Here is a 22044-nt window from a genome sequence, read left to right on the forward strand (position 1 = left end):
TAAGCTTTTCTCGCTGGTTTTGCACGAATACAAAGTAATCCTATAAATAAAACAAGGTGTAGCTCTATTACACAAACAACAAGAAAAATTAGAAATAAGATAAATACGAGGTTATAAAGAAATTAAAGAAGTAAAAAGCAGAATAATCGTTATTCTGCTTTTTATTAAAAACACCATTAAGCAGTAAAACCGCCATCAACCAAATAAGAAGCCCCAGTCACAAATGAAGCCGCATCGCTGGCCAAAAATGCGACAACATTAGCCACTTCCTCTGGTGTACCGAGACGTCCAATAGGATGTAATGCCGCTAACTTTTGTTTATCTAATTCGCGACCATCCAGCAAAGGTGTATCAATATAACCTGGGCAAACCGCATTAATACGAATACCTTTGTTTGCGTAATCAATAGCAAGTGTTTGTGTCAGTAATTTAACCCCACCTTTTGATGCACAATAGGCAGGAAATTCATGTTGCCCAACAAAAGAACAAATTGAACTACAATTAACAATTGCACCTGATATTTTGTTTTTTAACCAATATTGAATTGCTGCTCGATTAATCAAAAAGAGTCCATTTAGATTAACATCTAAAACACCCTTCCACTTTTCATACTCTAATTTATCAGCAATGTTATCTGTTAAAACCCCCGCATTAGCAAACACAAAATCTATTCGCCCATACTTATTTACAACATAATCAACAAGTTGTTCATTTTCTTTCTCGCTCGTCACATCCATTTGCACGAATTCACCGACAAATCCTTTCTCTTTTAGATATTTTTCTGCTTTTTGTCCTCGTGCTAAATTACTACCTGTAATAACCACAGATGCACCCAAGGATAAAAATTTTTCCGCAGAGGCTAAACCAATACCGCTATTACCACCTGTAATAATTCCCACTTTGCCACTAAACGATATCATCACTTTATCCTCATTAAAGATTTAATGCCCTATAAAATGATAGATATGACTTATTATTCTTTTAGTAAAAAAGTGAATTAATATTAGTTTTGAGATCGAGTTAACACATTGATATATAATATATTATAGTTAATATCACAAATTCTAATTGTTTCGATAGAGATAGTTTAAAATGGACCAATAAAAAAGCCCCATGTAATCAACATGAGGCTTATTAGAATTTATTGACCCGTCCTAAATAAGGTTGACACTTTTCCAATCTGAAATTGGAGAATGTAATGAAACCAATCACTAAACGAACTCAACGCGATTATTCTCTCGCTTTTAAATTACAGCTTGTTGACCAAGTTGAAAAAGGCGAAATAACCTATAAACAAGCCCAAGATCACTATGGTATACAAGGATGCTCTACTGTTTTAGTTTGGCTTCGTAAGCATGGTAGGTTAGATTGGTCAAACGGTACCCCTGATACTTTTTATAGAGGTTCAGCTATGACCCAATCTTCTGAACAACAAACGCCGGAACAACGCATTAAGATCCTTGAAAAGGAACTTGAAGAAGCTCGGCTTAAATCCGATTTTTTCGAAGCTGTGGTTAAAGTCATGGATAGAGACTTTGGAGTTCGTTTGTCAAAAAAGCGCAAAGCCGAGTTATTAAAGAAAAAACGGTTAAAAACCTCACCGTAACAATTGCTTGCCGTTTTATGCAGATCAGCCGACAGGCTTATTACAAGAGGCTGGATAGAACTGAGGAACGAAAGAAAGCAGATTCGGCCATTATTGATGTTGTTAAATCTGAACGAGTCTTACAACCTCGACTGGGTGGGCGTAAATTACATTTTATTTTAAAGCAAAAACAGATGGTTATTGGTCGTGATCGGCTATTTTCTTTATTGAAAGAACATCAGTTACTGGTGCCTAATAAACGGGCTTATCATCGAACAACCTTAAGCCATCATCGTTTTCATCGGCATCCTAATTTAATTAAGTCAGGGTTTATCCCCACACAACCAGAACAGCTTTGGGTGGCAGATATTACCTATTTATCGACGCATGAAGGTGATACTTATTTAAGTTTAATTACGGATGCGTATTCACGAAAAATCGTGGGATATCATTTAGATAACAATATGAAAACAAGTTCAGTGAAGAAATCGTTGGTTCAGGCGTTAAAAAAACGGACTTCGACAACTTCGTTAATCCATCATTCAGATCGAGGGATACAGTATTGTTCTTCGGAATATCAGGAGATACATAAAGAGCATAATATTCAATGTTCTATGACTGATGGGTATGATTGTTATCAAAATGCCTTAGCAGAACGAATTAATGGAATATTAAAAATGGAGTATCTACTGATAAAACCGAGTAATCTAGAACAAGCAAGAAAATTAGTAGAAGAATCAATTCAACTCTATAATGAAAAACGGCCACACTTATCGTTAAACTATAAAACGCCCGATGAAGTACATCGAGCGTCTTATGCCTGAAAAGTTGTCAACCTATATCAGGACTAGTCATATTCAAATATCACGAGATCAGCAATAACCGTATTCCATTAAACGTTGGTAACGGCGATTAGTCAGCTCTTCTGAATCAAATGCATCTAATTCTTTTAAATCAGATTGGATTTGTGCTTTTAATGAAGCTGCAATTTCGTCATAGTGACGATGAGCGCCACCTAAAGGCTCAGAAATAACGTTATCGATCAGCTTAAGCTCTTTTAAGCGGTTTGCAGTAATTCCCATTGCCTCTGCCGCTAATGGTGCTTTGTCTGCACTTTTCCAAAGGATAGAAGCACAACCTTCTGGTGAAATAACAGAATAGGTGCTGTATTGCAACATATTCACTTTGTCACCCACACCAATAGCTAATGCACCACCAGAACCACCTTCACCAATGACAGTGCTGATGATTGGCACGCTAAAACGTGACATTTCACGTAGGTTACGTGCGATCGCTTCTGATTGACCACGTTCTTCTGCACCAACGCCTGGATAAGCACCTGGAGTATCGATAAAGGTGATAATAGGAAGATTAAAACGTTGTGCCATTTCCATTAAACGAAGCGCTTTGCGATAACCTTCCGGTGCTGGCATACCGAAGTTACGGCGGATTTTCTCTTTTGTTTCACGCCCTTTTTGATGACCAATAACCATAACAGGACGGCCATCTAAACGTGCAATACCACCCACAATCGCTTTATCATCAGCATAAGCACGATCGCCTGCTAATTCTTGGAAATCAGTAAAGATACGATGAATATAATCCAGTGTGTAGGGTCTTAATGGATGACGTGCAAGTTGTGCAACTTGCCATGCACCAAGATCAGAAAAAATCTTACGCGTTAGCTCTAGGCTTTTTTCTCTTAAGCGTGAAACTTCTTCATCGATATTAATATCAATTTTTTCATCATGTTGGCTAACTGCGGTTAGCGAATCAATTTTCGCTTCTAACTCGGCAATTGGCTGTTCAAAATCCAGAAAATTAAGACTCATAACATTCCTATTTTAGTCAAATTCTAATTCTACCTGCTCATTACCCAGCAGAGTTCGCAGATCTGTTAAAAGCATATCAGTTGGCGTTACACGCCAAGACGCACCAAATCGTAAACGTGCGCAGGCATCATGCTTTTCAAAATAAAGATGAACCGGTATCGTGCCTGAACGATGAGGTTCTAAAACGCCGCGAAGACGATTTAATAATTGCTCATTAATTTGCCTGTCTGATAATGAGATAGCAAGTCCTCGTGCATATTTTTCACGGGCTTCGTTGATATCCATAAGTTCGCGGACTGTCATTTTAAGCCCACCATTGAAATCATCAAAGCTGACCTGCCCAGTAGCAATTAAAATCTTGTCTTGTTCTAATAAATGTTGGTATTTGTCCAATGCATCAGAAAATAACATAATTTCTAAGCGACCTGAACGATCATCTAAGGTACATATGCCAATTCGATTTCCTCGTTTTGTCGTAAATACTTTAGAAGCGAGCACTAAGCCCGCGACTTTCACCATTTGACCGCGTGGCGTTGGTACTAAATCTTTTAGACGCGTTCCTGCTGCATATCGTTCAATTTCTTTTAAATAACGTGTGATCGGATGACCTGTTAAATATAAACCTAATGTCTCTCGCTCACCTTCTAAAACAACTTGTTCTGGCCATTTAGGTATATTGGCATAAGAACGCTCAACTTGTTCAGGAGCTTCTGCTAACACGCCAAACATATCTGATTGCCCTATTGCTTCAGCTTTGGCATGTTGATCAGCAGCTTTTAATGCATCTTCTAATGAAGACATCAATGCGGCACGATGAGGCCCTAGCTTATCGAATGCGCCTGACATTATCAGTTTTTCCATCACTCGGCGATTCAATTTTTTCGTTTCTGTTCTAGCACAGAGATCAAAAATATCTTTAAAGTGGCCGCCTTGCTGACGCGCTTCTACGATTGCCTCAATTGGACCTTCACCCACTCCTTTAATCGCACCAATACCGTAAACGATTTCACCTTCATCATTTACGTGAAAATGATATAAACCACTATTAATATCAGGAGGAAGAACTTTTAATCCCATTCTCCAACATTCATCAACTAATCCCACCACTTTTTCTGTGTTATCCATATCAGCCGTCATTACAGCAGCCATAAATTCAGCAGGATAGTGGGCTTTTAGCCATAACGTTTGATAAGAAACTAAAGCATAAGCAGCTGAGTGCGATTTATTAAATCCATAACCGGCAAATTTCTCCACCAAGTCAAAGATCCGCATGGCAAGTTCGCCATCTACACCGTTTTTGATAGCCCCTTCTTCAAATACAGAGCGCTGCTTTGCCATCTCTTCAGGTTTTTTCTTACCCATTGCGCGTCGTAACATATCCGCGCCACCCAGCGTATATCCAGCAAGAACCTGCGCAATTTGCATAACCTGTTCTTGATATAAGATAACGCCATAGGTAGGTTCTAAAACAGGCTGCAAGCTCTCGTGTTGCCATTTAACATCTGGATAAGAGATCTCTTCAACGCCGTGTTTACGGTCAATAAAGTTATCCACCATACCTGATTGCAATGGACCTGGGCGAAATAAGGCCACTAACGCAATCATATCCTCAAAGCAGTCAGGACGTAGACGCTTGATAAGATCTTTCATACCACGTGATTCTAACTGGAATACCGCGGTCGTTTCAGAACGTTGCAGCATATCGAAACTACGCTGATCTGTTAATGGGATCGCAGAGATATCAATAGGTTCCAGTGATTTTTTTTCACGGCGGGCATTAATCATTTCTAATGCCCAGTTAATGATAGTGAGTGTTCTTAATCCCAAGAAGTCGAATTTGACAAGACCTGCATATTCAACGTCATTCTTATCAAATTGTGTAACTGGGTTATTTCCTTCTGCGTCACAATAAAGCGGCGCAAAATCGGTAATTTTTGTTGGTGATATAACTACACCACCCGCATGTTTTCCGGCATTACGTGTCACCCCTTCTAATTTACGAGCCATATCAATAAGAGATTTAACCTCTTCATCAGCTTCATAAATTTCAGGTAACTGAGGTTCTGCTGCAAATGCTTTTTCTAGCGTCATTCCAGGATCAGGCGGTACAAGCTTCGAAATTCTATCGACAAAACCGTAAGGATGTCCTAAAACACGTCCAACATCTCGGATAACCGCTTTTGCCGCCATCGTACCAAATGTAATGATCTGAGATACCGCATCACGACCATACATATCTGCAACGTGATCAATTACCCTATCGCGTTTTTCCATACAGAAATCGACGTCAAAGTCAGGCATTGAAACACGTTCAGGGTTAAGAAAACGTTCGAAAAGTAAATCAAATTCCAGAGGATCAAGGTCAGTAATTTTGAGTGAGTAAGCAACTAATGATCCAGCCCCCGAACCTCGTCCCGGCCCTACAGGAACACCGTTATCTTTAGACCACTGAATGAACTCCATCACGATAAGGAAGTAACCAGGGAATCCCATCTGGTTGATTACTTTTAGCTCTATATCAAGACGTTCATCGTATTCAGGACGTCTTTTTTTTCGTTCTTCGGGATCTGGAAACAGAAAAGCCAAACGCTCTTCCAAACCTTCTTGAGATTTTTTAACGAGAAAATCTTCAGTACTCATATCCCCTGTTGGGAATTGAGGAAGAAAGTATTCCCCTAAACGAATGGTAACATTACAACGTTTGGCGATTTCAACGCTGTTTTCTAATGCTTCAGGTATATCAGCAAATAATTCACACATCTCTTCTTCTGTGCGCATATATTGCTGAGGGCTATAATTTTTTGGACGCTTGGGATCTGAGAGTGTAAACCCATCATGGATTGCAACGCGAATTTCATGTGCGTCAAAATCATCACTATCAAGAAAACAGACGTCATTCGTTGCAATAACGGGTAAACCTTTTTCAGAAGCGAGAGCTACAGCTTCATGCAAATAGCTTTCTTCGTCAGGGCGACCAGTTCGGATAAGTTCTAAATAATAACTATCAGGAAAGTGAGTTTGATAATACTCAAGACATTGATCAACTAAGGCACGATTTCCACGAAGCAAGAACTTGCCTACATCGCCCATTCTTCCACCCGAAAGCAACAAGAGCCCTTCTTTATAGGTTGTTAGCCACTCTTGTTTAATAATCGGCCCAGCAGCACCATACCCATGTTTGTAAGCTTCTGAAATCAGTAAGGTAAGATTTTGATAACCTACATTATTACGGGCAAGAATAGTGAGGTGTGCATATTCATCACCTAATAATTCTGTTTCGAGGTAAACATCGGCACCAATGATAGGTTTAATGCCTGCACTATGTGCGGCACCATAAAACTTCACTAACCCACATAAGTTAGTGAAATCAGTAATCGCAAAAGCAGGCATTCCCAGCGAAGCCACTTTCTTCACAAGAGGCCCTGTTTTTGCCAATCCATCGATCATTGAATAATCGCTGTGTACCCTAAGATGGATAAAACGAGGATCTGCCATAATATTTAATTACTCTGTGGATTACTTTAAATTTAATGCTCGTTTTACAGGCGCAAAACTTTTTCGATGATAAGGGGTTGCCCCTAATAAGGCCAGTTTTTCCATATGGAAAACTGTTGGATACCCTTTATGTTTAGCAAAACCATAATCAGGGTAAAGCTTATCTAACTCTTCCATTTCTCTATCACGAGTGACTTTAGCAAGAATAGACGCTGCGCTAATTTCTTGAACTAAGCTATCACCTTTTATAACAGCTTGAGAAGCCATAGGTAATTTAGGGCAGCGATTACCGTCAATCAAAACCATATCAGGTGTAATAGATAATCCTGCAACCGCACGTTCCATTGCTTTCATCGTTGCCCAAAGAATATTTAACTCATCTATTTCCTCAGGCTCTGCACGACCAATTGCCCAACATAATGCTTTTTCTTTTATTTCGTCATACAAGGCATTACGTTTTTTTTCTGTTAGTTTTTTAGAGTCTGTTAATCCTTCAATCGGGTTTGCCGGATCAAGAATAACAGCGGCCGTCACTACAGCACCAACCAGAGGTCCCCGGCCGACTTCATCAACTCCAGCAATAAGATTTGCTTTTGGATATACAAATTCCATTATTTCTCTGCCAATTCTAATACTGCATTTGCTGCTTGCTCATCCGCATTACAACGAATAGCACTATGAAGTTGTGAAAATACTTCTTTTAATTGATGTACTTTTTCTTCATCCGTTAAAAGAGGTAAAAGTTGTTCTGCCAACGCTCTTGGCTCACACTCTTCTTGTAATAACTCTTTAATTATTTCTCGACCAGCTAATAAATTGGGTAATGAAACATAAGGTGTTTTCACTAACTTTTTTGCTAACCAAAAAGTAAATGGTTTCATGCGATAGCCAACAACCATCGGGCATTTTGTCAGCATACATTCTAATGCTGCTGTACCTGACGCTAACAACGTCGCATCACTGGCTGTCATTGCTTCTCTTGCTTGCCCATCAAGTAACTGAATGTCGAGTTCAGGAGCGATATCTTGGTGGATCTGCTCAAATTGAATACGTCGTTTAGTATTCACCAGAGGCACAACAATATGAAGTGTTGGTATTTGTTGTTTTAGTAACTGTGCTGTTTTTATAAAATCAGCGCTCAACATCTCAACTTCTGCATGACGACTACCAGGAAGGAGAGCTAAACAAGAGACATTTTCAGGTATACCAAGATGTTTACGAGCTGCTTTTTTATCTGGATTTAAAGCGATTGCATCCGCCATTGTATGGCCAATAAAACGGCAAGGAACCTGATATTTATCATAAAACGCTTTTTCAAAAGGCAGAAAAGCTAAGACGAGATCTGTCGCTTTACCAATTTTGAAAACACGTTTTTGACGCCAAGCCCACACAGATGGACTGACATAGTGAATAGTTTTGATCCCTTTTTGCTTTAAACGACCTTCAAGTGTGATATTAAAATCAGGCGCGTCAATTCCCACAAAGACATCCGGCTTTAATGCTGAAAATCGTTGAGTGAGATCTTTTCTGATCTTTAATAATCTAGGCAAGCGTTCAAGAACTTCAACGATCCCCATGACGGCAAGCTCTTCCATCTCATACCAAGCTTCACAGCCTTCAGCTTGCATAAGAGGCCCTGCAACACCGACAAAACGGACATTGGGATGCATTTGTTTTAGAGCGCGGATTAATCCCGCGCCCAAGATATCACCGGACGTTTCACCAGCGACTAAGCCGATAACTAACGGACGCTGAACAGTAGATAATTGGCCTGACAAGGTCATATCCTAATTAGCGAATGATGCCACGGTTAGATTTTGCTGAGTTTTCCAGAAAATCACTGAACAACTTAACATACGGATTATTATTATCAGTAACCAGTTGCCCAATCTCTTCACGTGCTTCTTCCAGAGTTTTACCATTACGGTAAAGAACCTTATAAGCATTGCGAATTGCATGAAGATCTTCTTTAGCAAAACCTCGGCGTTTTAATCCTTCAATATTCAGCCCATAAGGGGTTGCGTGGTTTCCTTGTGCAATAACAAAAGGAGGAACATCTTGTGCCACACCTGAACATCCGCCCACCATAACGTGAGAGCCAATTTGACAAAACTGATGAACCGCACTCATACCACCGATAATCACAAAATCACCTAAAGTGACGTGACCACCAAGTGTTCCGTTATTAGCAATAATACAGCGGTCACCAATAATACAATCATGTGCAACATGCGTATTAATCATCAGTAAGTTGTCATTGCCAATTTTTGTGATATTGCCACCTTGGGTTGTTCCACGATGAATAGTCACACTTTCACGAATAAGGTTACGATCACCAATAATAACTTGTGTTGGTTCACCACGATATTTCAGATCCTGATTAGCTTCACCAATAGAAGCAAATTGATAAATCTGATTTTCTCGACCAATACGCGTATGCCCATTGATAACAACGTGAGATTTGATATCAGTACCTTCACCAATTTCAACGTTTGCACCAATAACGCAAAAAGGGCCAATGCGAACATTAGCACCAATTACCGCACCCTCTTCAATAATTGAGGAAGGGTGAATGACTGCGGATTTATCTATCATAGGCTAGACCTCACGGCGGCGAGCACACATCATTTCAGCTTCGCAGGCAATTTCCCCATCAACTTTAGCGACGCCTTTAAAGCGAGCAACACCACGGCGTTCTTTAATGAATTCTACCTCTAGGATCATTTGATCCCCTGGTAAGACAGGACGTTTAAAGCGAGCACCATCAATAGCAGCAAAATAGTAGAGCTCACCAGGTTCCAGCTTTCCTACACTTTTGAATGCTAAAATACCCGTTGCTTGTGCCATGGCTTCTAGGATCAATACACCTGGGAAAATAGGTTTTCCTGGGAAGTGACCTTGAAAGAAAGGCTCATTAAAAGATACATTTTTTACTGCTCTTAGAAATTTCTTTTCTTCAAAATCAAGGACACGATCAACCAATAAGAATGGGTAACGGTGTGGAAGTAAATCTAAAATTTCTTCGATTTGCAGAGTATGATTCTCACTCATTGCAATACTCTTCCTGTCTAATAAAACTGCGTCTAATTAATAATAACACGACCTGCTGTGACTCAAAAAAGTGAGTTAACCCGCAGGTCGCAAAATAGGTAACAACCGTCGATGACGTACTTTGTTACTTGTCGCTACTTTCTACTTGACGTTCAAGCGACTTAAGTCTTTTTTGCATTTCGTCAATTCGCAACACAAGTGCTGCGGTTTTACGCCATGCTTTGTTCGGTTGTAGCGGGATACCTGAAGAATAAACTCCCGGTTCAGTGATAGGACGCATTACCATACCCATTCCTGTTACCGTTACTTTATCACAGATTTCCATGTGACCATTGATAACACTTGCTCCACCAATCATACAGTAACGGCCTATTTTTAGGCTGCCCGCCATGATGACGCCTCCCGCAACAGCGGTGTTGTCACCAATAATGACGTTATGTGCGATTTGGCACTGGTTATCAATGATAACACCATTACCGATAACTGTGTTATCTAATGCGCCTCGGTCAATTGTTGTACATGCACCGATTTCTACACGATCGCCAATAACAACAGAACCTAATTGTGGAATTTTGATCCAATTACCACGTTCATTGGCATAACCAAAACCATCAGAGCCAATAACTGTTCCTGATTGAACTAAGCAATCTTTACCAATAATAACTTCATGATAAATAGATACATTTGCCCATAAACGGCTATTATCGCCGATATGCGCTTTTTTACCAACAAAACAACCTGCACCGATCACAACATTATCACCAAGGATAACGTCTGACTCGATAACGGCATTTGCACCCACTGACACATTCTTTCCTAATTTAGCATCAGGAGAAATCACAGCGCTTGGGTGAATATTTTGTGCTGGTTGTGGGGTTGTATCCATAATCTGCGCCATTTGAGCATAGGCAAGATACGGATTTTTTACCACAAGTGCGGCAACTGGGCAGAATGGAAGATCAGCTTCTGTTAATACAACGGCAGCTGCTTTGCATTCAGTCAATTTCTCACGATAACGACTATCAGAAAGAAATGTAATTTGTTCGCTATTTGCTAGGCTCATTGAAGCAAGACCGGCGATAGTGATATCACCATCGCCGTGTAACTGTGCATTCAATTGCTGAGCAAGATCAGCTAATCGAATTGAAAACATCTATTATTTAACCTGTTTTTGAACCTGAGCAGTAATATCTTTACCGTCTGCGAAATAAGGTACAGTGTTAGCATCTAAAATCACATCATAACCTTCTTTCTTCGCTACTGCGTCAACTGCATCTAATACACGTTTCATGATTTTATTACGTTCTTCAGCTTGACGACGGCTAAAGTCTTGCTCAAAAGCTTGTGCTTTTTGTGCATATGCTTCACGTTTAGCAACCAGATCTTTCTCTGTATTTGCACGTTGTGTTGCATTCATGGTTGGTGCATCTTTTTGATATTTTTCAACAGCAGTCTGTAATGCTTTACCTAAGTTTTGCAATTCAGTATCACGTGATTTGAATTCATTTTCCAATTGTTTCTCTACCGCATCACGGTTAGGAATTTGTTGGAGAACTTGACCGATGTTCACAACACCTACTTTATCTGCGGCTTGAACACCTGCTGACATGGTCAATGCCATTCCTAGGGCAGCGGCACATAACAATTTTTTCACGATTAAACTCCTTAAAACCAAAAATAATTTTTTGTCAGAAATCGGATGCCTTTTTCAACAAAGTGAATCAGGCATCAACCTTACTTACATCGCTACCACGTTCTACCAATATTAAACTGGAATTGCTCTGATTTATCGCCTTCGTAATCTTTTATTGGTTTAGCATAAGAGAATACTAACGGACCTAACGGTGATAACCATTGTAACGCAACACCCGTTGAAACACGTATATCACTTGCACGGCTATAATCAGGCATACCTGCAGTCCAAGCAGAGTTTGTACTACTCCAATTGGTATCCCACACTGTACCCGCATCAACAAACACCGACGTTCTAACTGAAGATGAATATTTATCATCTACGAATGGCGTTGGTGTGATCAGCTCAAAGCTTGCCACGGCCATAGCATTACCACCGATTGCATCGCTAGATAAAGAAGGATCAATTGTCGTATTTCCTTTTGAGTCTGTAACTTTTTTCAAATAAATCGCTTTAGGACCGATATTATTTGAACGGAAACCACGAACTGTACCAGAACCACCCGCATAGAAGTTTTCATAGAATGGTAATTCTTTACCACCTAAACCATCACCGTAGCCTAAACGACCTTTAAATAGCGTTACCCAAGATTCTTTTTCATCAATTGGATAATACGCCATACCGTCCCAAGTCACTTTATAGTACTTGTTGTCAGAGCCAGGTACAGTCACACGCCCACTTAAGTTACTTCTCACACCCGAAGTTGGGAAGAAACCACGGTTTAAGTTATTAAAGGTCCAACCCAGGCTGACAGTATAGTCGTCAGCATTAAAGGATTCACGCTTATCAAAGCCTGGGTTTTCACCCATACTTTCAAGATAACGCCACATAGCAACCTGAGGTTCCATACGTGACAGACCATTATGAGTATAGCCTAAGCCAAGACGGGCTGAGTTATATTCATTAATTGGGAAGCCTAACGTACCATCTACACCATAAGATTTATTGGTATAACCTGATAAATCAGCATCATTTGCACGGAAGTCATTATAGAAAACTCGACCACCTAAACTCACACCATTAACGGTAAAGTATGGGTCAGTAACAGACAATTCTGCGTAAGTTGAGTAATCATTTTTACTCGCATTAATCGCGACTGCGTTACCTGTACCTAACCAGTTATCTTGAGTAACCCCCACTTGGAAGCTCACACCACTTTCAGTACCGAAACCGACACCAAAGTTAAGAGAACCTGTGTTACGCTCTTTTACACGATAAACAATATCAACCTGATCAGGTGAACCCGGAATACGTTGCGTTTCTGTTTCAACCGTTTCGAAATACCCCAAACGATTTAAACGCTCTTTACCTTGTTCAACTAAATCGCTACCTAACCATGCACCTTCCATTTGACGCATTTCACGGCGTAAAACAGAGTCTTTCGTGATGTCATTACCTGCGAAACGTACTTGGCGAACATAGAAACGGTTTCCTGCATCTACGTTTACATGCAGTTTAACCGTTTTATTTTCATCATTAATTTCAGGGTTAGTCATAACACGAGGATAGGCATATCCATAACGACCTAACAGATTTTTAATATCATTTTCTGTTTTAGTCACTTGTGCGCCATTATAAAGAGAGCCTGGAGCAATTTGGATAAGCTCTTCAATATCTTTGGTATAGCCTGCCGTATTACCATTGATTTCGGTATTTTCTACCGTGTATTTATCACCTTCTTTCAGGTTAATGGTAATGTAAATTCCTTTTTTGTCTGGCGTTAAGCTGACATTAGTTGATTCAATATCAAAACGAGCGTAACCACGATCGAGATAGAAACTTCTTAATGTTTCTAAGTCACCAGCTAGTTTTTGTTTCTGATATTTTTCATCCGCAGCTAAGTTCCACCAAGGCACATCGTCACGTAATTGGAAGCGGTTAACGAGCTCAGCGGTAGAAAACGCTTTATTACCAACAATGTTGATTTGCTGAATTGTTGCTGATACACCTTCTGCAAACACGAGTTTTAAATCAACACGGTTACGAGGAAGAGGTGTAACAACCACTTTTACAGTTGCATTATATTTACCAACACTATAATAGAAATCTTCAAGCCCTTTTTCGATGTTCGCTAACATTGTACGGTCGAGCGTTTCGCCGATACGAATATTAGAAGCCTCAAGATTCTGTTTTAGCATATCTTCTTTGATTGCTTTGTTACCAGAGAAAGTAATGCTGGCAATTGTTGGACGCTCTTTTACTTGAACAATTAATGTACTTCCGTCACGTAGAACACGGACATCATCAAAGTTTCCTGTCGCAAATAACGAACGGATTGTTCGACTGATATCATCATTGCTAACCGAGTCTCCAACCCGGACAGGCATGTTCAGTAATGCTGCACCAACGGCGACGCGTTGAAGACCTTCAAATTGAATGTCCTGAACTACGAATCCGTCTGAACCGTATGCAGTGGCGCTGCCCAGCAGCAGCGACGCTATAAGCAACTTTTTCATCGCCATCGTTGTTTTGTGTTTTCCTAACCGGTCCCTGCTTACCAATTATAAGCGAGAGAAATCATTGAAAAGTGCAAGTCCCATTAAAAGCATCAGTGCCATAATACCAATACGATAACAGAAATCTTGTACACGCTCAGATACCGGCCCTCCCTTTATCTTTTCGATAACCAGGAAAAGCAGGTGCCCGCCATCTAAGACAGGCAGGGGAAACAAGTTAATGATCCCCAAATTGACACTAATAAGCGCCATAAACATCAAATAATAAACAAACCCAGAATCAGCAGACATTCCTGCGCCTTTCGCGATAGAAACAGGTCCACTAAGGTTAGTTAGTTTGACGTCACCAACCACTAACTTGCCAATCATTTTGACAGTTAAACCCATCAACTGCCATGTTTTATCAGAAGCTTCATACAGTGCTGAAAATGGGTTGTATTGTTGCATTATCAAGTATTGCTCATCAGGAGGTAATACTTGTAATTGCGCACCAACTTGCCCTACTTCAGTGCCGTCTTTCAGTGCAATAGCTGTCGGTGTAATCATTAATTCCAATGACGAGCCATTGCGTTCAACAAGAAGCGCCAATGTTTTATTTGGGCTTTGTCGAACAAAATAAGTAAATGGATGCCATGTATCAATTGGCTGACCATCAACTGTAACGATACGATCCCCTGCCTGTAAACCTGCTTTTTCAGCAGCAGAACCCACCGTTACTTCAACAATTTTCGAGTCCAATCTCGCGCCAACAGGCATAATCCCTAAAGATAAGATGGGATCTTGTTTCTCAGGATCAAAATTCCATTGCTGTAAATTCAGTATATTCTCACTCTCTGAGAGAGAATTTGGATCTGATACAACGAATGAAACCTCTTTGGCACCAATTTTACTGACTAATGCTAAACGAACTGAGTTCTGATCAGGCGTTTCGATACCTGCAACGGATTTTAGTTCCATTCCAGGCGTTAATTTTGCTTGTTCTGCGATAGAATTCGGACGAATGTCTGCAATTACAGGTTTTAATGCAGGAACACCTATCATAAAAACAATCCAATAGGCGACGATTGCTAACAAAAAGTTAGCAATAGGTCCTGCAGCAACAACGGCAGCTCGCTGCCCTACCGTTTTATTATTAAAAGCTAGATGACGTCGCTCAGGAGGAACCTCACCAACACGTTCATCTAACATTTTTACATAGCCACCCAAAGGTATCCATGCGATAACAAATTCAGTGCCGTGTTTATCTACCTTTCGCCAAATAGCTTTTCCGAAACCTATAGAAAAACGCTCAACATAGATCCCACAACGCCTAGCTACCCAAAAATGCCCAAACTCATGTACCGTAATCAAAATACCTAAAACGATAATAAATGCGGCAAGATTCCACAGGATACCCATTACTTACCTTTATAGTTTAAAGCCAGAAGAAATCAGGAAGACCAATCCTGCAAAAACTGGGATAGCTGCAGTCAAACTATCAATTCTATCAAGCACACCACCATGCCCAGGTATTAATTGGCTACTATCTTTTATGCCTGAAACACGTTTAAACATGCTTTCAGCCAGATCACCAAATACCGATACAATGACAACAACACCTGATATTAATAATAAATTATTGGGAACTTCAATTACGGGTGCAAAATGGGTAAATAACCACGAAGCCACACCAGCAGTAATCAATCCACCAACCAACCCTTCAAGGGTTTTACCTGGCGACACTTTAGGGGCCATTTTATGTTTCCCCATTAAGCGTCCAAATGCATAAGCACCAGAGTCAGCAGCCCAAACTAATATCATGACATACAATAACCACCATGCGCCTGTGTAAGTATCAGTGCTATACCCCAACATGCGTAATGCCATCATGCCACAATAAAAAGGAACAATCGTCAATATACCGAACAATAGCTTAATAAAAACTGAATTTTTCCACATATTGGCTGAATTAGGATAACTTACAACTAATAAAATTGCGGCTACCCACCAAATTAAACCAGCCCACAAACCATTTTTTATCATTGGAGTGTCGAGTAGGTGGTCATAATTGGGTAAAGATAACTGCATAATTAACAACAATGCAGCAAAACCCATCCCTGTTGCAATACGTTTACCTTGAGAATGCCAGCCAATAAATTGCGCCCACTCCCAACCTGCTAAGCCTGATATTGCAATAATCACTAACCCAAAACCTGCCGGAGGCAGTAGAAATAGTGCTGCAATAACAATAGGGATTAAAATTAATGCGGTGATGACACGATACTTAAGCAAGTTATCCTCCCAGATTTATAGTATCTGTTTCTGATGTAGTACCACCGAAACGTCTTTCCCGTTTAGCAAAAGCATCTAGTGCATTCTGAAAAACTTGTTCATCAAAATCAGGCCATAAAACCTGTGTAAAATAAAGCTCAGCATAAGCTATCTGCCAAATAAGAAAATTACTTATGCGATGCTCACCACCTGTACGGATCACAAGATCGACACAAGGTTGATTATGCAAGCAAAGATGTGAAGATATGGCATTTTCATTAATATCTTCGAGATTAATTTCTCCTTTTGAGAGAGAGGTCGCTAATTGTTTTACGCTTTGAGTAATATCCCATCGTCCACCGTAATTAGCGGCAATATTTAAATTAAGTCCTGTATTATTCGCAGTTAGTGCAACAGAATTTTTAATTCTGTCTTGTAGACGACGGCTAAAACGACTGATATCGCCGATAACCGTAAGTTTAACATTGTGTTTATGTAGGCTTTTCACTTCGTTGTCTAAGGCGAAGACAAATAATTCCATGAGAGAACTGACTTCTTGCTCAGGCCTATTCCAGTTTTCGCTACTAAATGCGTATAACGTCAGTGATTCAATTTTGTGTTTTACGGAAAAGCTAACCGCATCCCGAACTGCTTTAATTCCCGCGCGATGCCCCGTTACTCGGAGTTTCCCTTGCTTTTTAGCCCAGCGTCCATTGCCATCCATAATGATAGCAACATGCTTTGGTTTTGATGCGGATGAATCGTCACTGGATAAGTTCACTCAATTTAACCCTTTGCTAATCTGATACTGATACAGACAGTCCTCTTCGGATAACCCATGCACAAAAAAAAACCGTGTCACCCACGGCCTTTGGCAAAGCCTCAAAGTTGCTAAAGCAGTAGCTTTAGTAATGAACTGTTAATTTTCATTATTGTCTTTAGTGATTCGGCAACTATACCATTAGCCAGAAAGACGAACAAACACCCTATATTAAATATAATCACCATTATACAAATTGAGTGATTATCTGATGAGTTTCTAATCTGGCTAATTTATCAATTTCTAGAACATCATTAATACTTTGAGGCTCTGATAGGTCAAAATGTTCAACAACTTTGCGATTAATTTTAGCAATATCAGTAAACTTCACTTTTTCGTGTAAAAAAGCATCAACAACGACTTCATTAGCCGCATTTAACACTGTTGTTGCCGCTTGCCCACGCTTAGATGCTTCAATGGCAAGTGCTAAACAAGGGTAACGTTGATAATCTGGACGAATAAACTCTAGCGATTGAATCTCAAAAAAATCTAATGCTTTTGCACCTGATTGAGTACGATGAGGATAAGCCATTGAGTACGCAATCGGAGTTCTCATATCAGGTTCACCAATTTGAGCAATAATACTGCCATCACGGTAGCGAACCATTGAATGAATAACGGATTGAGGGTGAATAATTACTTCCATTTCTTCTTCTGAAGCATTAAAAAAATAGCGAGCTTCAATATATTCCAACCCTTTATTCATCATTGTTGCTGAATCAACTGAGATTTTTCGCCCCATCGACCAATTTGGATGTGCACAAGCTTGGTCTGGCGTCATTGCCTCTAGTTCTTCTAACGGGGTATAACGAAAAGGCCCACCTGAACCCGTTAGTAATATACTGGTCACGCCTTCATCAGCTAAAGATGCATGGCCTAAATTTTCTTGGATAGCTTTAGGTAAACTTTGATAAATCGCGTTATGTTCACTATCAATCGGCAATACAGTTGCACCATATTTAGCCACCGCATCAAAAAAAAGACGCCCACTGGTTATCAGTGATTCTTTATTGGCTAATAAAATTCTTTTACCTTTCTCTATAGCTGCAAGTGTTGGTTTTAGTCCAGCAACACCGGTTATCGCAGACATGACTTGATCAGCTTCATCGAGTGCTGCTATCTCATTAATTGCATGGGAGCCGGATAAGATTTCTGTTTTACAGGATGTATTGGCGAGTAACTGTCTAAGCTGATTTGCGCTTTGTTCATCAGACATCACAGCATATTTAGGTTGAAAAGTGACACATTGTTGCGCCATTTTATTTGCATTTTTTCCTGCTGCTAGGGCAAGAACCTGATATTCACCAGGATTATTTTCAATAACGGAAAGTGTGCTCGTTCCGATAGACCCTGTTGAGCCTAATATAGTTATTTGTTTCATTTATTAATCAATCAGTATGTCTACAACGTTTTAATTAAAGAGAATTATATCAGTATGACAAGGTAAATGAGGGAGAAAGATGAAAACTTTAATAAATAATGTGACAAAAAGAAGATATTAAGCACGAAATTTCAAATAAATAACCAAAAATAATGCCGCTAAAAGCGGCATTATCAAAAAAAGATATAAAATTAGAATTCCATTAACTCTGTTTCTTTCAGTGCTAATGCTTCATCAATTTTTTTAATGAACATGTCAGTTAATTTCTGAATGTCATCTTGAGAACGGCGTTCATCATCTTCGCTGATTTCTTTATCTTTCAGTAATGCTTTTATTTTATCGTTAGCATCACGACGGATATTACGAACAGAAACACGGCCTTGTTCTGCATCACCACGAACAACTTTGATTAGGTCTTTACGACGTTCTTCTGTTAATGGTGGCAGTGGAACGCGAATAATCGTACCAGCAGATGAAGGGTTTAAACCTAAATCTGATGCCATAATCGCTTTTTCGACAGCTGGAGCTAAAGTACGGTCGAAAACCGTAATTGCCAGTGTACGGCCATCTTCTGCAACAACGTTAGCAACTTGGTTTAATGGGGTTGGCGCTCCGTAGTATTCCACTACAATACCGTCTAAAAGGCTTGGAGACGCACGACCAGTACGAACTTTATTAATCTGGCTTTTTAGTGCTTCAACGCTTTTATCCATGCGTTCTTGAGCATCTTTTTTGATTTCATTAATCACGTTATAAACCCTTGGGAACTGGTTATCTTCCAGTCGATATCAAACTATATCGACATAAATGAATTGGCGTACTCTTGATGTTAACGCCAAATTATACCGTTGTCTCTGTGTATTAAGCGTGAGAAATCAAAGTTCCTTCACTTTCACCCATTACAACCCGACGTAATGCACCCGGTTTATTCATATTGAATACGCGGATAGGTAAATTATGATCTCGGGCTAATGTGAATGCAGCAAGATCCATGACTTTCAATTCACGTTCTAATACATCCTGATAAGTTAGTTGTTCATAAAGTACTGCATCAGGATCTTTGGTTGGATCGGCTGAATAAACGCCGTCCACTTTCGTTGCTTTTAATACAACGTCAGCTTCAATTTCAATACCGCGTAAACACGCAGCTGAATCGGTAGTAAAGAATGGATTGCCTGTACCAGCCGAGAAAATAACGACTCGACCATGGCGTAATAAGCTAATTGCTTCCGCCCAACTGTAGTTATCACAGACACCATTTAGTGGAAATGCTGACATAAGCCGTGCGTTAACATAAGCACGATGCAATGCATCACGCATTGCTAAGCCATTCATTACTGTCGCGAGCATTCCCATGTGGTCGCCCACAACACGGTTCATACCTGCCGCCGCAAGACCTGCGCCACGGAACAAGTTACCACCGCCAATTACGACACCGACTTGTATACCCAATTCAACGAGTTCTTTGATTTCTTGAGCCATGCGATCAAGTACGCTCGCATCGATACCGAAACCTTCTGCGCCTTGTAGAGCTTCGCCACTCAGCTTTAGTAAAATTCGCTGATATACGGGTTTTGCATTGGTTGCCATGGTGTTCTGTCCTAAGCAGATTAGTTAATTGGAGGTTTTAGATAGCTTCTCTTTTTAACAAAAAAAAGCAAACGGTCAGTGGAGATTAAAACAAAACAGAACCGCCATTAGGCGGCTCTATTAACGCTAAGCGTTATTATTTGCTCATTGCAGCAACTTCTGCTGCGAAATCAGCTTCAACTTTCTCAATACCTTCACCTACTTCGAAACGAACGAAGTTGATAACATCAGCATTGTTTTCTTTCAGCAGTTCACCAACAGTTTTGCTTGGTTCCATTACGAAGTGCTGACCAGTCAGAGAAATCTCACCGGTGAATTTGTTCATGCGACCGATAACCATTTTTTCTGCGATTTCGCGTGGTTTACCTGATTGCATTGCGATATCCATCTGAATTTGGTGCTCATGCTCAACAACGTCAGCAGGAACATCTTCAGGACGAACATATTCTGGTTTGCTTGCAGCAACGTGCATAGCAATGTGTTTGATCAGTTCTTCGTTAGCGCCTTTAGCTGAAACTAAAACACCGATACGAGCACCGTGCAGGTAAGTACCTAATTCTTCAGCTTCTAATACAGCAACGCGACGAATGTTGATGTTTTCACCGATTTTAGCAACTAATGCAGTACGAGCTTCTTCAAATTTAGCTTTCAGAGCTTCGATATCATCAGTTTTGTCTGCTAATACAGTAGCCATAACTTCTTTACCGAAAGCGATGAAACCAGCATCTTTAGCAACGAAGTCTGTTTCACAGTTCAGTTCAACCAGCGCACCGAATTTACCATCAGCAGCAACTTCTGCAAGGATGATACCTTCAGCAGCAACACGGCCTGCTTTTTTAGCCGCTTTTGCTTGACCTGATTTACGCATATTGTCGATTGCTAATTCGATATCACCATTAGCTTCAACCAGCGCTTTTTTACATTCCATCATGCCTGCGCCAGTACGTTCACGCAGTTCTTTTACCAATGCAGCGGTAATTCCAGACATTTGTTTCTTCCTCGACTTTTCTATGGACTAGCCATAGATGTTCTCATAGCAGATGTGTAAAGGGGGCCTATTGAGGCCCCCTAACCAATATATAGCAATACCTGGTTAAATAAGGGCTCTTACGAGCATGCCTTATTATTCAGCTTCGACTAAGCCTTCTTCAGCCTGAACAGCCAGATCTTGAGAACGACCTTCACGAACAGCTGTAGCTGCAGCGGTCAGATATAATTTAACCGCACGGATTGCATCGTCATTACCAGGGATAATGAAGTCGATACCATCTGGATCAGAGTTAGTATCAACGATAGCAAATACTGGGATACCCAGGTTGTTTGCTTCTTTGATAGCAATGTGTTCGTGTTCAGCATCGATAACAAACAGAGCGTCAGGTAAACCGCCCATGTCTTTGATACCACCCAGGCTGTTTTCTAACTTACCAAGTTCACGAGAACGCATTAACGCTTCTTTCTTGGTCAGTTTGTCAAAAGTACCGTCCTGAGACTGAGATTCTAAATCTTTCAGGCGTTTGATTGACTGACGAACAGTTTTCCAGTTAGTCAGCATACCGCCTAACCAGCGGTGGTTTACAAAAAACTGGTCACAGCTTTCTGCTGCTTCTTTAACAGCTTCAACGGCAGAGCGCTTAGTACCAACAAACAGGATTTTGCCTTTACGAGAAGCAATTTTGTTCAGTTCAACCAGAGCTTCATTGAACATTGGAACAGTTTTTTCCAAGTTAATGATATGAACTTTGTTACGCGCACCAAAGATGAATGGTTTCATTTTTGGATTCCAGTAACGAGTTTGGTGACCGAAGTGAACACCGGCTTGCAGCATATCGCGCATTGAAACAGTTGCCATTTTAGACCTCTATAAATTTAAATTTGGGGTTATTTCGTCCAC

At 40.3% G+C, this 22044-nt stretch carries 19 protein-coding genes; 1 reads left to right on the forward strand and 18 read right to left on the reverse strand.

Annotated elements, in window-relative coordinates:
* Window positions 1–176: 176 nt before the first annotated feature.
* A complete protein-coding gene (locus LG402_RS16950; protein ID WP_210813413.1) occupies window positions 177–920 on the reverse strand; it encodes an SDR family NAD(P)-dependent oxidoreductase in 744 nt (247 codons plus the stop codon).
* Between the two features lie 278 nt (window positions 921–1198).
* Here LG402_RS16950 and LG402_RS16955 point away from each other — a divergent pair.
* Window positions 1199–2409, forward strand: a protein-coding gene (locus tag LG402_RS16955; protein ID WP_227336007.1) for an IS3 family transposase whose coding sequence is annotated in 2 segments (ribosomal slippage) — window positions 1199–1541 and window positions 1541–2409 — 1212 coding nt in all. Because the reading frame shifts where the segments join, the coding sequence is not laid out codon by codon here.
* Window positions 2410–2457: 48 nt separating this feature from the next.
* On the opposite strand, the gene accA is transcribed toward LG402_RS16955, so the two are convergent.
* The 17 genes from accA to rpsB all read right to left on the reverse strand — a co-directional run bounded on the left by accA (window position 2458) and on the right by rpsB (window position 22002).
* Window positions 2458–3417 (reverse strand): acetyl-CoA carboxylase carboxyl transferase subunit alpha, encoded by a 960-nt coding sequence (accA, locus tag LG402_RS16960; protein WP_109409055.1) that lies wholly within the window; start codon window positions 3415–3417, stop codon window positions 2458–2460.
* Between the two features lie 12 nt (window positions 3418–3429).
* The gene (gene dnaE / locus LG402_RS16965; RefSeq protein WP_227336008.1) at window positions 3430–6912 is read right to left on the reverse strand and encodes a DNA polymerase III subunit alpha; all 3483 of its coding nucleotides are present in this window, start codon (window positions 6910–6912) and stop codon (window positions 3430–3432) included.
* Between the two features lie 21 nt (window positions 6913–6933).
* On the reverse strand, window positions 6934–7524 hold the full coding sequence (rnhB, locus tag LG402_RS16970) for a ribonuclease HII (RefSeq protein WP_006535883.1): 591 nt from the start codon (window positions 7522–7524) through the stop codon (window positions 6934–6936).
* The gene (gene lpxB, locus LG402_RS16975) at window positions 7524–8696 is read right to left on the reverse strand and encodes a lipid-A-disaccharide synthase (RefSeq protein ID WP_166539360.1); all 1173 of its coding nucleotides are present in this window, start codon (window positions 8694–8696) and stop codon (window positions 7524–7526) included. The genes rnhB and lpxB overlap by 1 nt, the downstream gene beginning before the upstream one ends.
* Window positions 8697–8703: 7 nt before the next feature.
* On the reverse strand, window positions 8704–9507 hold the full coding sequence (gene lpxA, locus LG402_RS16980; protein ID WP_109409058.1) for an acyl-ACP--UDP-N-acetylglucosamine O-acyltransferase: 804 nt from the start codon (window positions 9505–9507) through the stop codon (window positions 8704–8706).
* 3 nt (window positions 9508–9510) lie between these two features.
* Window positions 9511–9963: a 3-hydroxyacyl-ACP dehydratase FabZ gene (gene fabZ / locus LG402_RS16985; protein WP_006535887.1), complete on the reverse strand. Its 453-nt coding sequence runs from the start codon at window positions 9961–9963 to the stop codon at window positions 9511–9513.
* Between the two features lie 124 nt (window positions 9964–10087).
* The gene (gene lpxD, locus LG402_RS16990; protein WP_227336009.1) at window positions 10088–11116 is read right to left on the reverse strand and encodes a UDP-3-O-(3-hydroxymyristoyl)glucosamine N-acyltransferase; all 1029 of its coding nucleotides are present in this window, start codon (window positions 11114–11116) and stop codon (window positions 10088–10090) included.
* Between the two features lie 3 nt (window positions 11117–11119).
* Complete coding sequence (locus tag LG402_RS16995; protein WP_036934019.1) at window positions 11120–11617, reverse strand: OmpH family outer membrane protein; 498 nt, start codon at window positions 11615–11617, stop codon at window positions 11120–11122.
* A gap of 92 nt (window positions 11618–11709) precedes the next feature.
* Window positions 11710–14118, reverse strand: coding sequence for an outer membrane protein assembly factor BamA (gene bamA / locus LG402_RS17000; RefSeq protein ID WP_227336010.1), 2409 nt, complete (start codon window positions 14116–14118; stop codon window positions 11710–11712).
* A 39-nt stretch (window positions 14119–14157) separates the two neighbouring features.
* Window positions 14158–15510, reverse strand: a complete 1353-nt coding sequence (rseP, locus tag LG402_RS17005; RefSeq protein ID WP_109409061.1) for a sigma E protease regulator RseP — start codon at window positions 15508–15510, stop codon at window positions 14158–14160.
* 9 nt (window positions 15511–15519) lie between these two features.
* A complete protein-coding gene (gene cdsA / locus LG402_RS17010; protein ID WP_166539363.1) occupies window positions 15520–16383 on the reverse strand; it encodes a phosphatidate cytidylyltransferase in 864 nt (287 codons plus the stop codon).
* Between the two features lies 1 nt (window position 16384).
* Entirely contained in the window at window positions 16385–17086 is a 702-nt protein-coding gene (gene uppS / locus LG402_RS17015) for a polyprenyl diphosphate synthase (protein WP_208105101.1), read from the reverse strand.
* Between the two features lie 283 nt (window positions 17087–17369).
* On the reverse strand, window positions 17370–18563 hold the full coding sequence (ispC, locus tag LG402_RS17020; protein ID WP_166539364.1) for a 1-deoxy-D-xylulose-5-phosphate reductoisomerase: 1194 nt from the start codon (window positions 18561–18563) through the stop codon (window positions 17370–17372).
* A 191-nt stretch (window positions 18564–18754) separates the two neighbouring features.
* Window positions 18755–19312 carry a ribosome recycling factor gene (gene frr, locus LG402_RS17025; protein WP_166539365.1) on the reverse strand — a complete coding sequence of 186 codons (558 nt, stop codon included), beginning with the start codon at window positions 19310–19312 and terminating at the stop codon, window positions 18755–18757.
* 112 nt (window positions 19313–19424) lie between these two features.
* On the reverse strand, window positions 19425–20153 hold the full coding sequence (gene pyrH, locus LG402_RS17030; protein ID WP_198623361.1) for a UMP kinase: 729 nt from the start codon (window positions 20151–20153) through the stop codon (window positions 19425–19427).
* Window positions 20154–20289: 136 nt separating this feature from the next.
* Window positions 20290–21141, reverse strand: a complete 852-nt coding sequence (gene tsf, locus LG402_RS17035) for a translation elongation factor Ts (protein WP_109409066.1) — start codon at window positions 21139–21141, stop codon at window positions 20290–20292.
* Between the two features lie 135 nt (window positions 21142–21276).
* Window positions 21277–22002 carry a 30S ribosomal protein S2 gene (gene rpsB / locus LG402_RS17040; RefSeq protein ID WP_036934040.1) on the reverse strand — a complete coding sequence of 242 codons (726 nt, stop codon included), beginning with the start codon at window positions 22000–22002 and terminating at the stop codon, window positions 21277–21279.
* Window positions 22003–22044 lie beyond the last annotated feature (42 nt).

It is taken from the genome of Proteus sp. NMG38-2 (genome assembly GCF_020640995.1).
GTDB lineage: Bacteria > Pseudomonadota > Gammaproteobacteria > Enterobacterales > Enterobacteriaceae > Proteus.

Excerpts from the sequence above, each read along its gene's own strand:
- LG402_RS16950 (WP_210813413.1), bottom strand. The coding sequence starts at position 920 with ATGATATCGTTTAGTGGCAAAGTGGGAATTATTACAGGTGGTAATAGC.
- accA (WP_109409055.1), bottom strand. The coding sequence starts at position 3,417 with ATGAGTCTTAATTTTCTGGATTTTGAACAGCCAATTGCCGAGTTAGAA.
- dnaE (WP_227336008.1), bottom strand. The coding sequence starts at position 6,912 with ATGGCAGATCCTCGTTTTATCCATCTTAGGGTACACAGCGATTATTCA.
- rnhB (WP_006535883.1), bottom strand. The coding sequence starts at position 7,524 with ATGGAATTTGTATATCCAAAAGCAAATCTTATTGCTGGAGTTGATGAA.
- lpxB (WP_166539360.1), bottom strand. The coding sequence starts at position 8,696 with ATGACCTTGTCAGGCCAATTATCTACTGTTCAGCGTCCGTTAGTTATC.
- lpxA (WP_109409058.1), bottom strand. The coding sequence starts at position 9,507 with ATGATAGATAAATCCGCAGTCATTCACCCTTCCTCAATTATTGAAGAG.
- fabZ (WP_006535887.1), bottom strand. The coding sequence starts at position 9,963 with ATGAGTGAGAATCATACTCTGCAAATCGAAGAAATTTTAGATTTACTT.
- lpxD (WP_227336009.1), bottom strand. The coding sequence starts at position 11,116 with ATGTTTTCAATTCGATTAGCTGATCTTGCTCAGCAATTGAATGCACAG.
- bamA (WP_227336010.1), bottom strand. The coding sequence starts at position 14,118 with ATGGCGATGAAAAAGTTGCTTATAGCGTCGCTGCTGCTGGGCAGCGCC.
- rseP (WP_109409061.1), bottom strand. The coding sequence starts at position 15,510 with ATGGGTATCCTGTGGAATCTTGCCGCATTTATTATCGTTTTAGGTATT.
- uppS (WP_208105101.1), bottom strand. The coding sequence starts at position 17,086 with ATGGATGGCAATGGACGCTGGGCTAAAAAGCAAGGGAAACTCCGAGTA.
- ispC (WP_166539364.1), bottom strand. The coding sequence starts at position 18,563 with ATGAAACAAATAACTATATTAGGCTCAACAGGGTCTATCGGAACGAGC.
- pyrH (WP_198623361.1), bottom strand. The coding sequence starts at position 20,153 with ATGGCAACCAATGCAAAACCCGTATATCAGCGAATTTTACTAAAGCTG.
- tsf (WP_109409066.1), bottom strand. The coding sequence starts at position 21,141 with ATGTCTGGAATTACCGCTGCATTGGTAAAAGAACTGCGTGAACGTACT.
- rpsB (WP_036934040.1), bottom strand. The coding sequence starts at position 22,002 with ATGGCAACTGTTTCAATGCGCGATATGCTGCAAGCCGGTGTTCACTTC.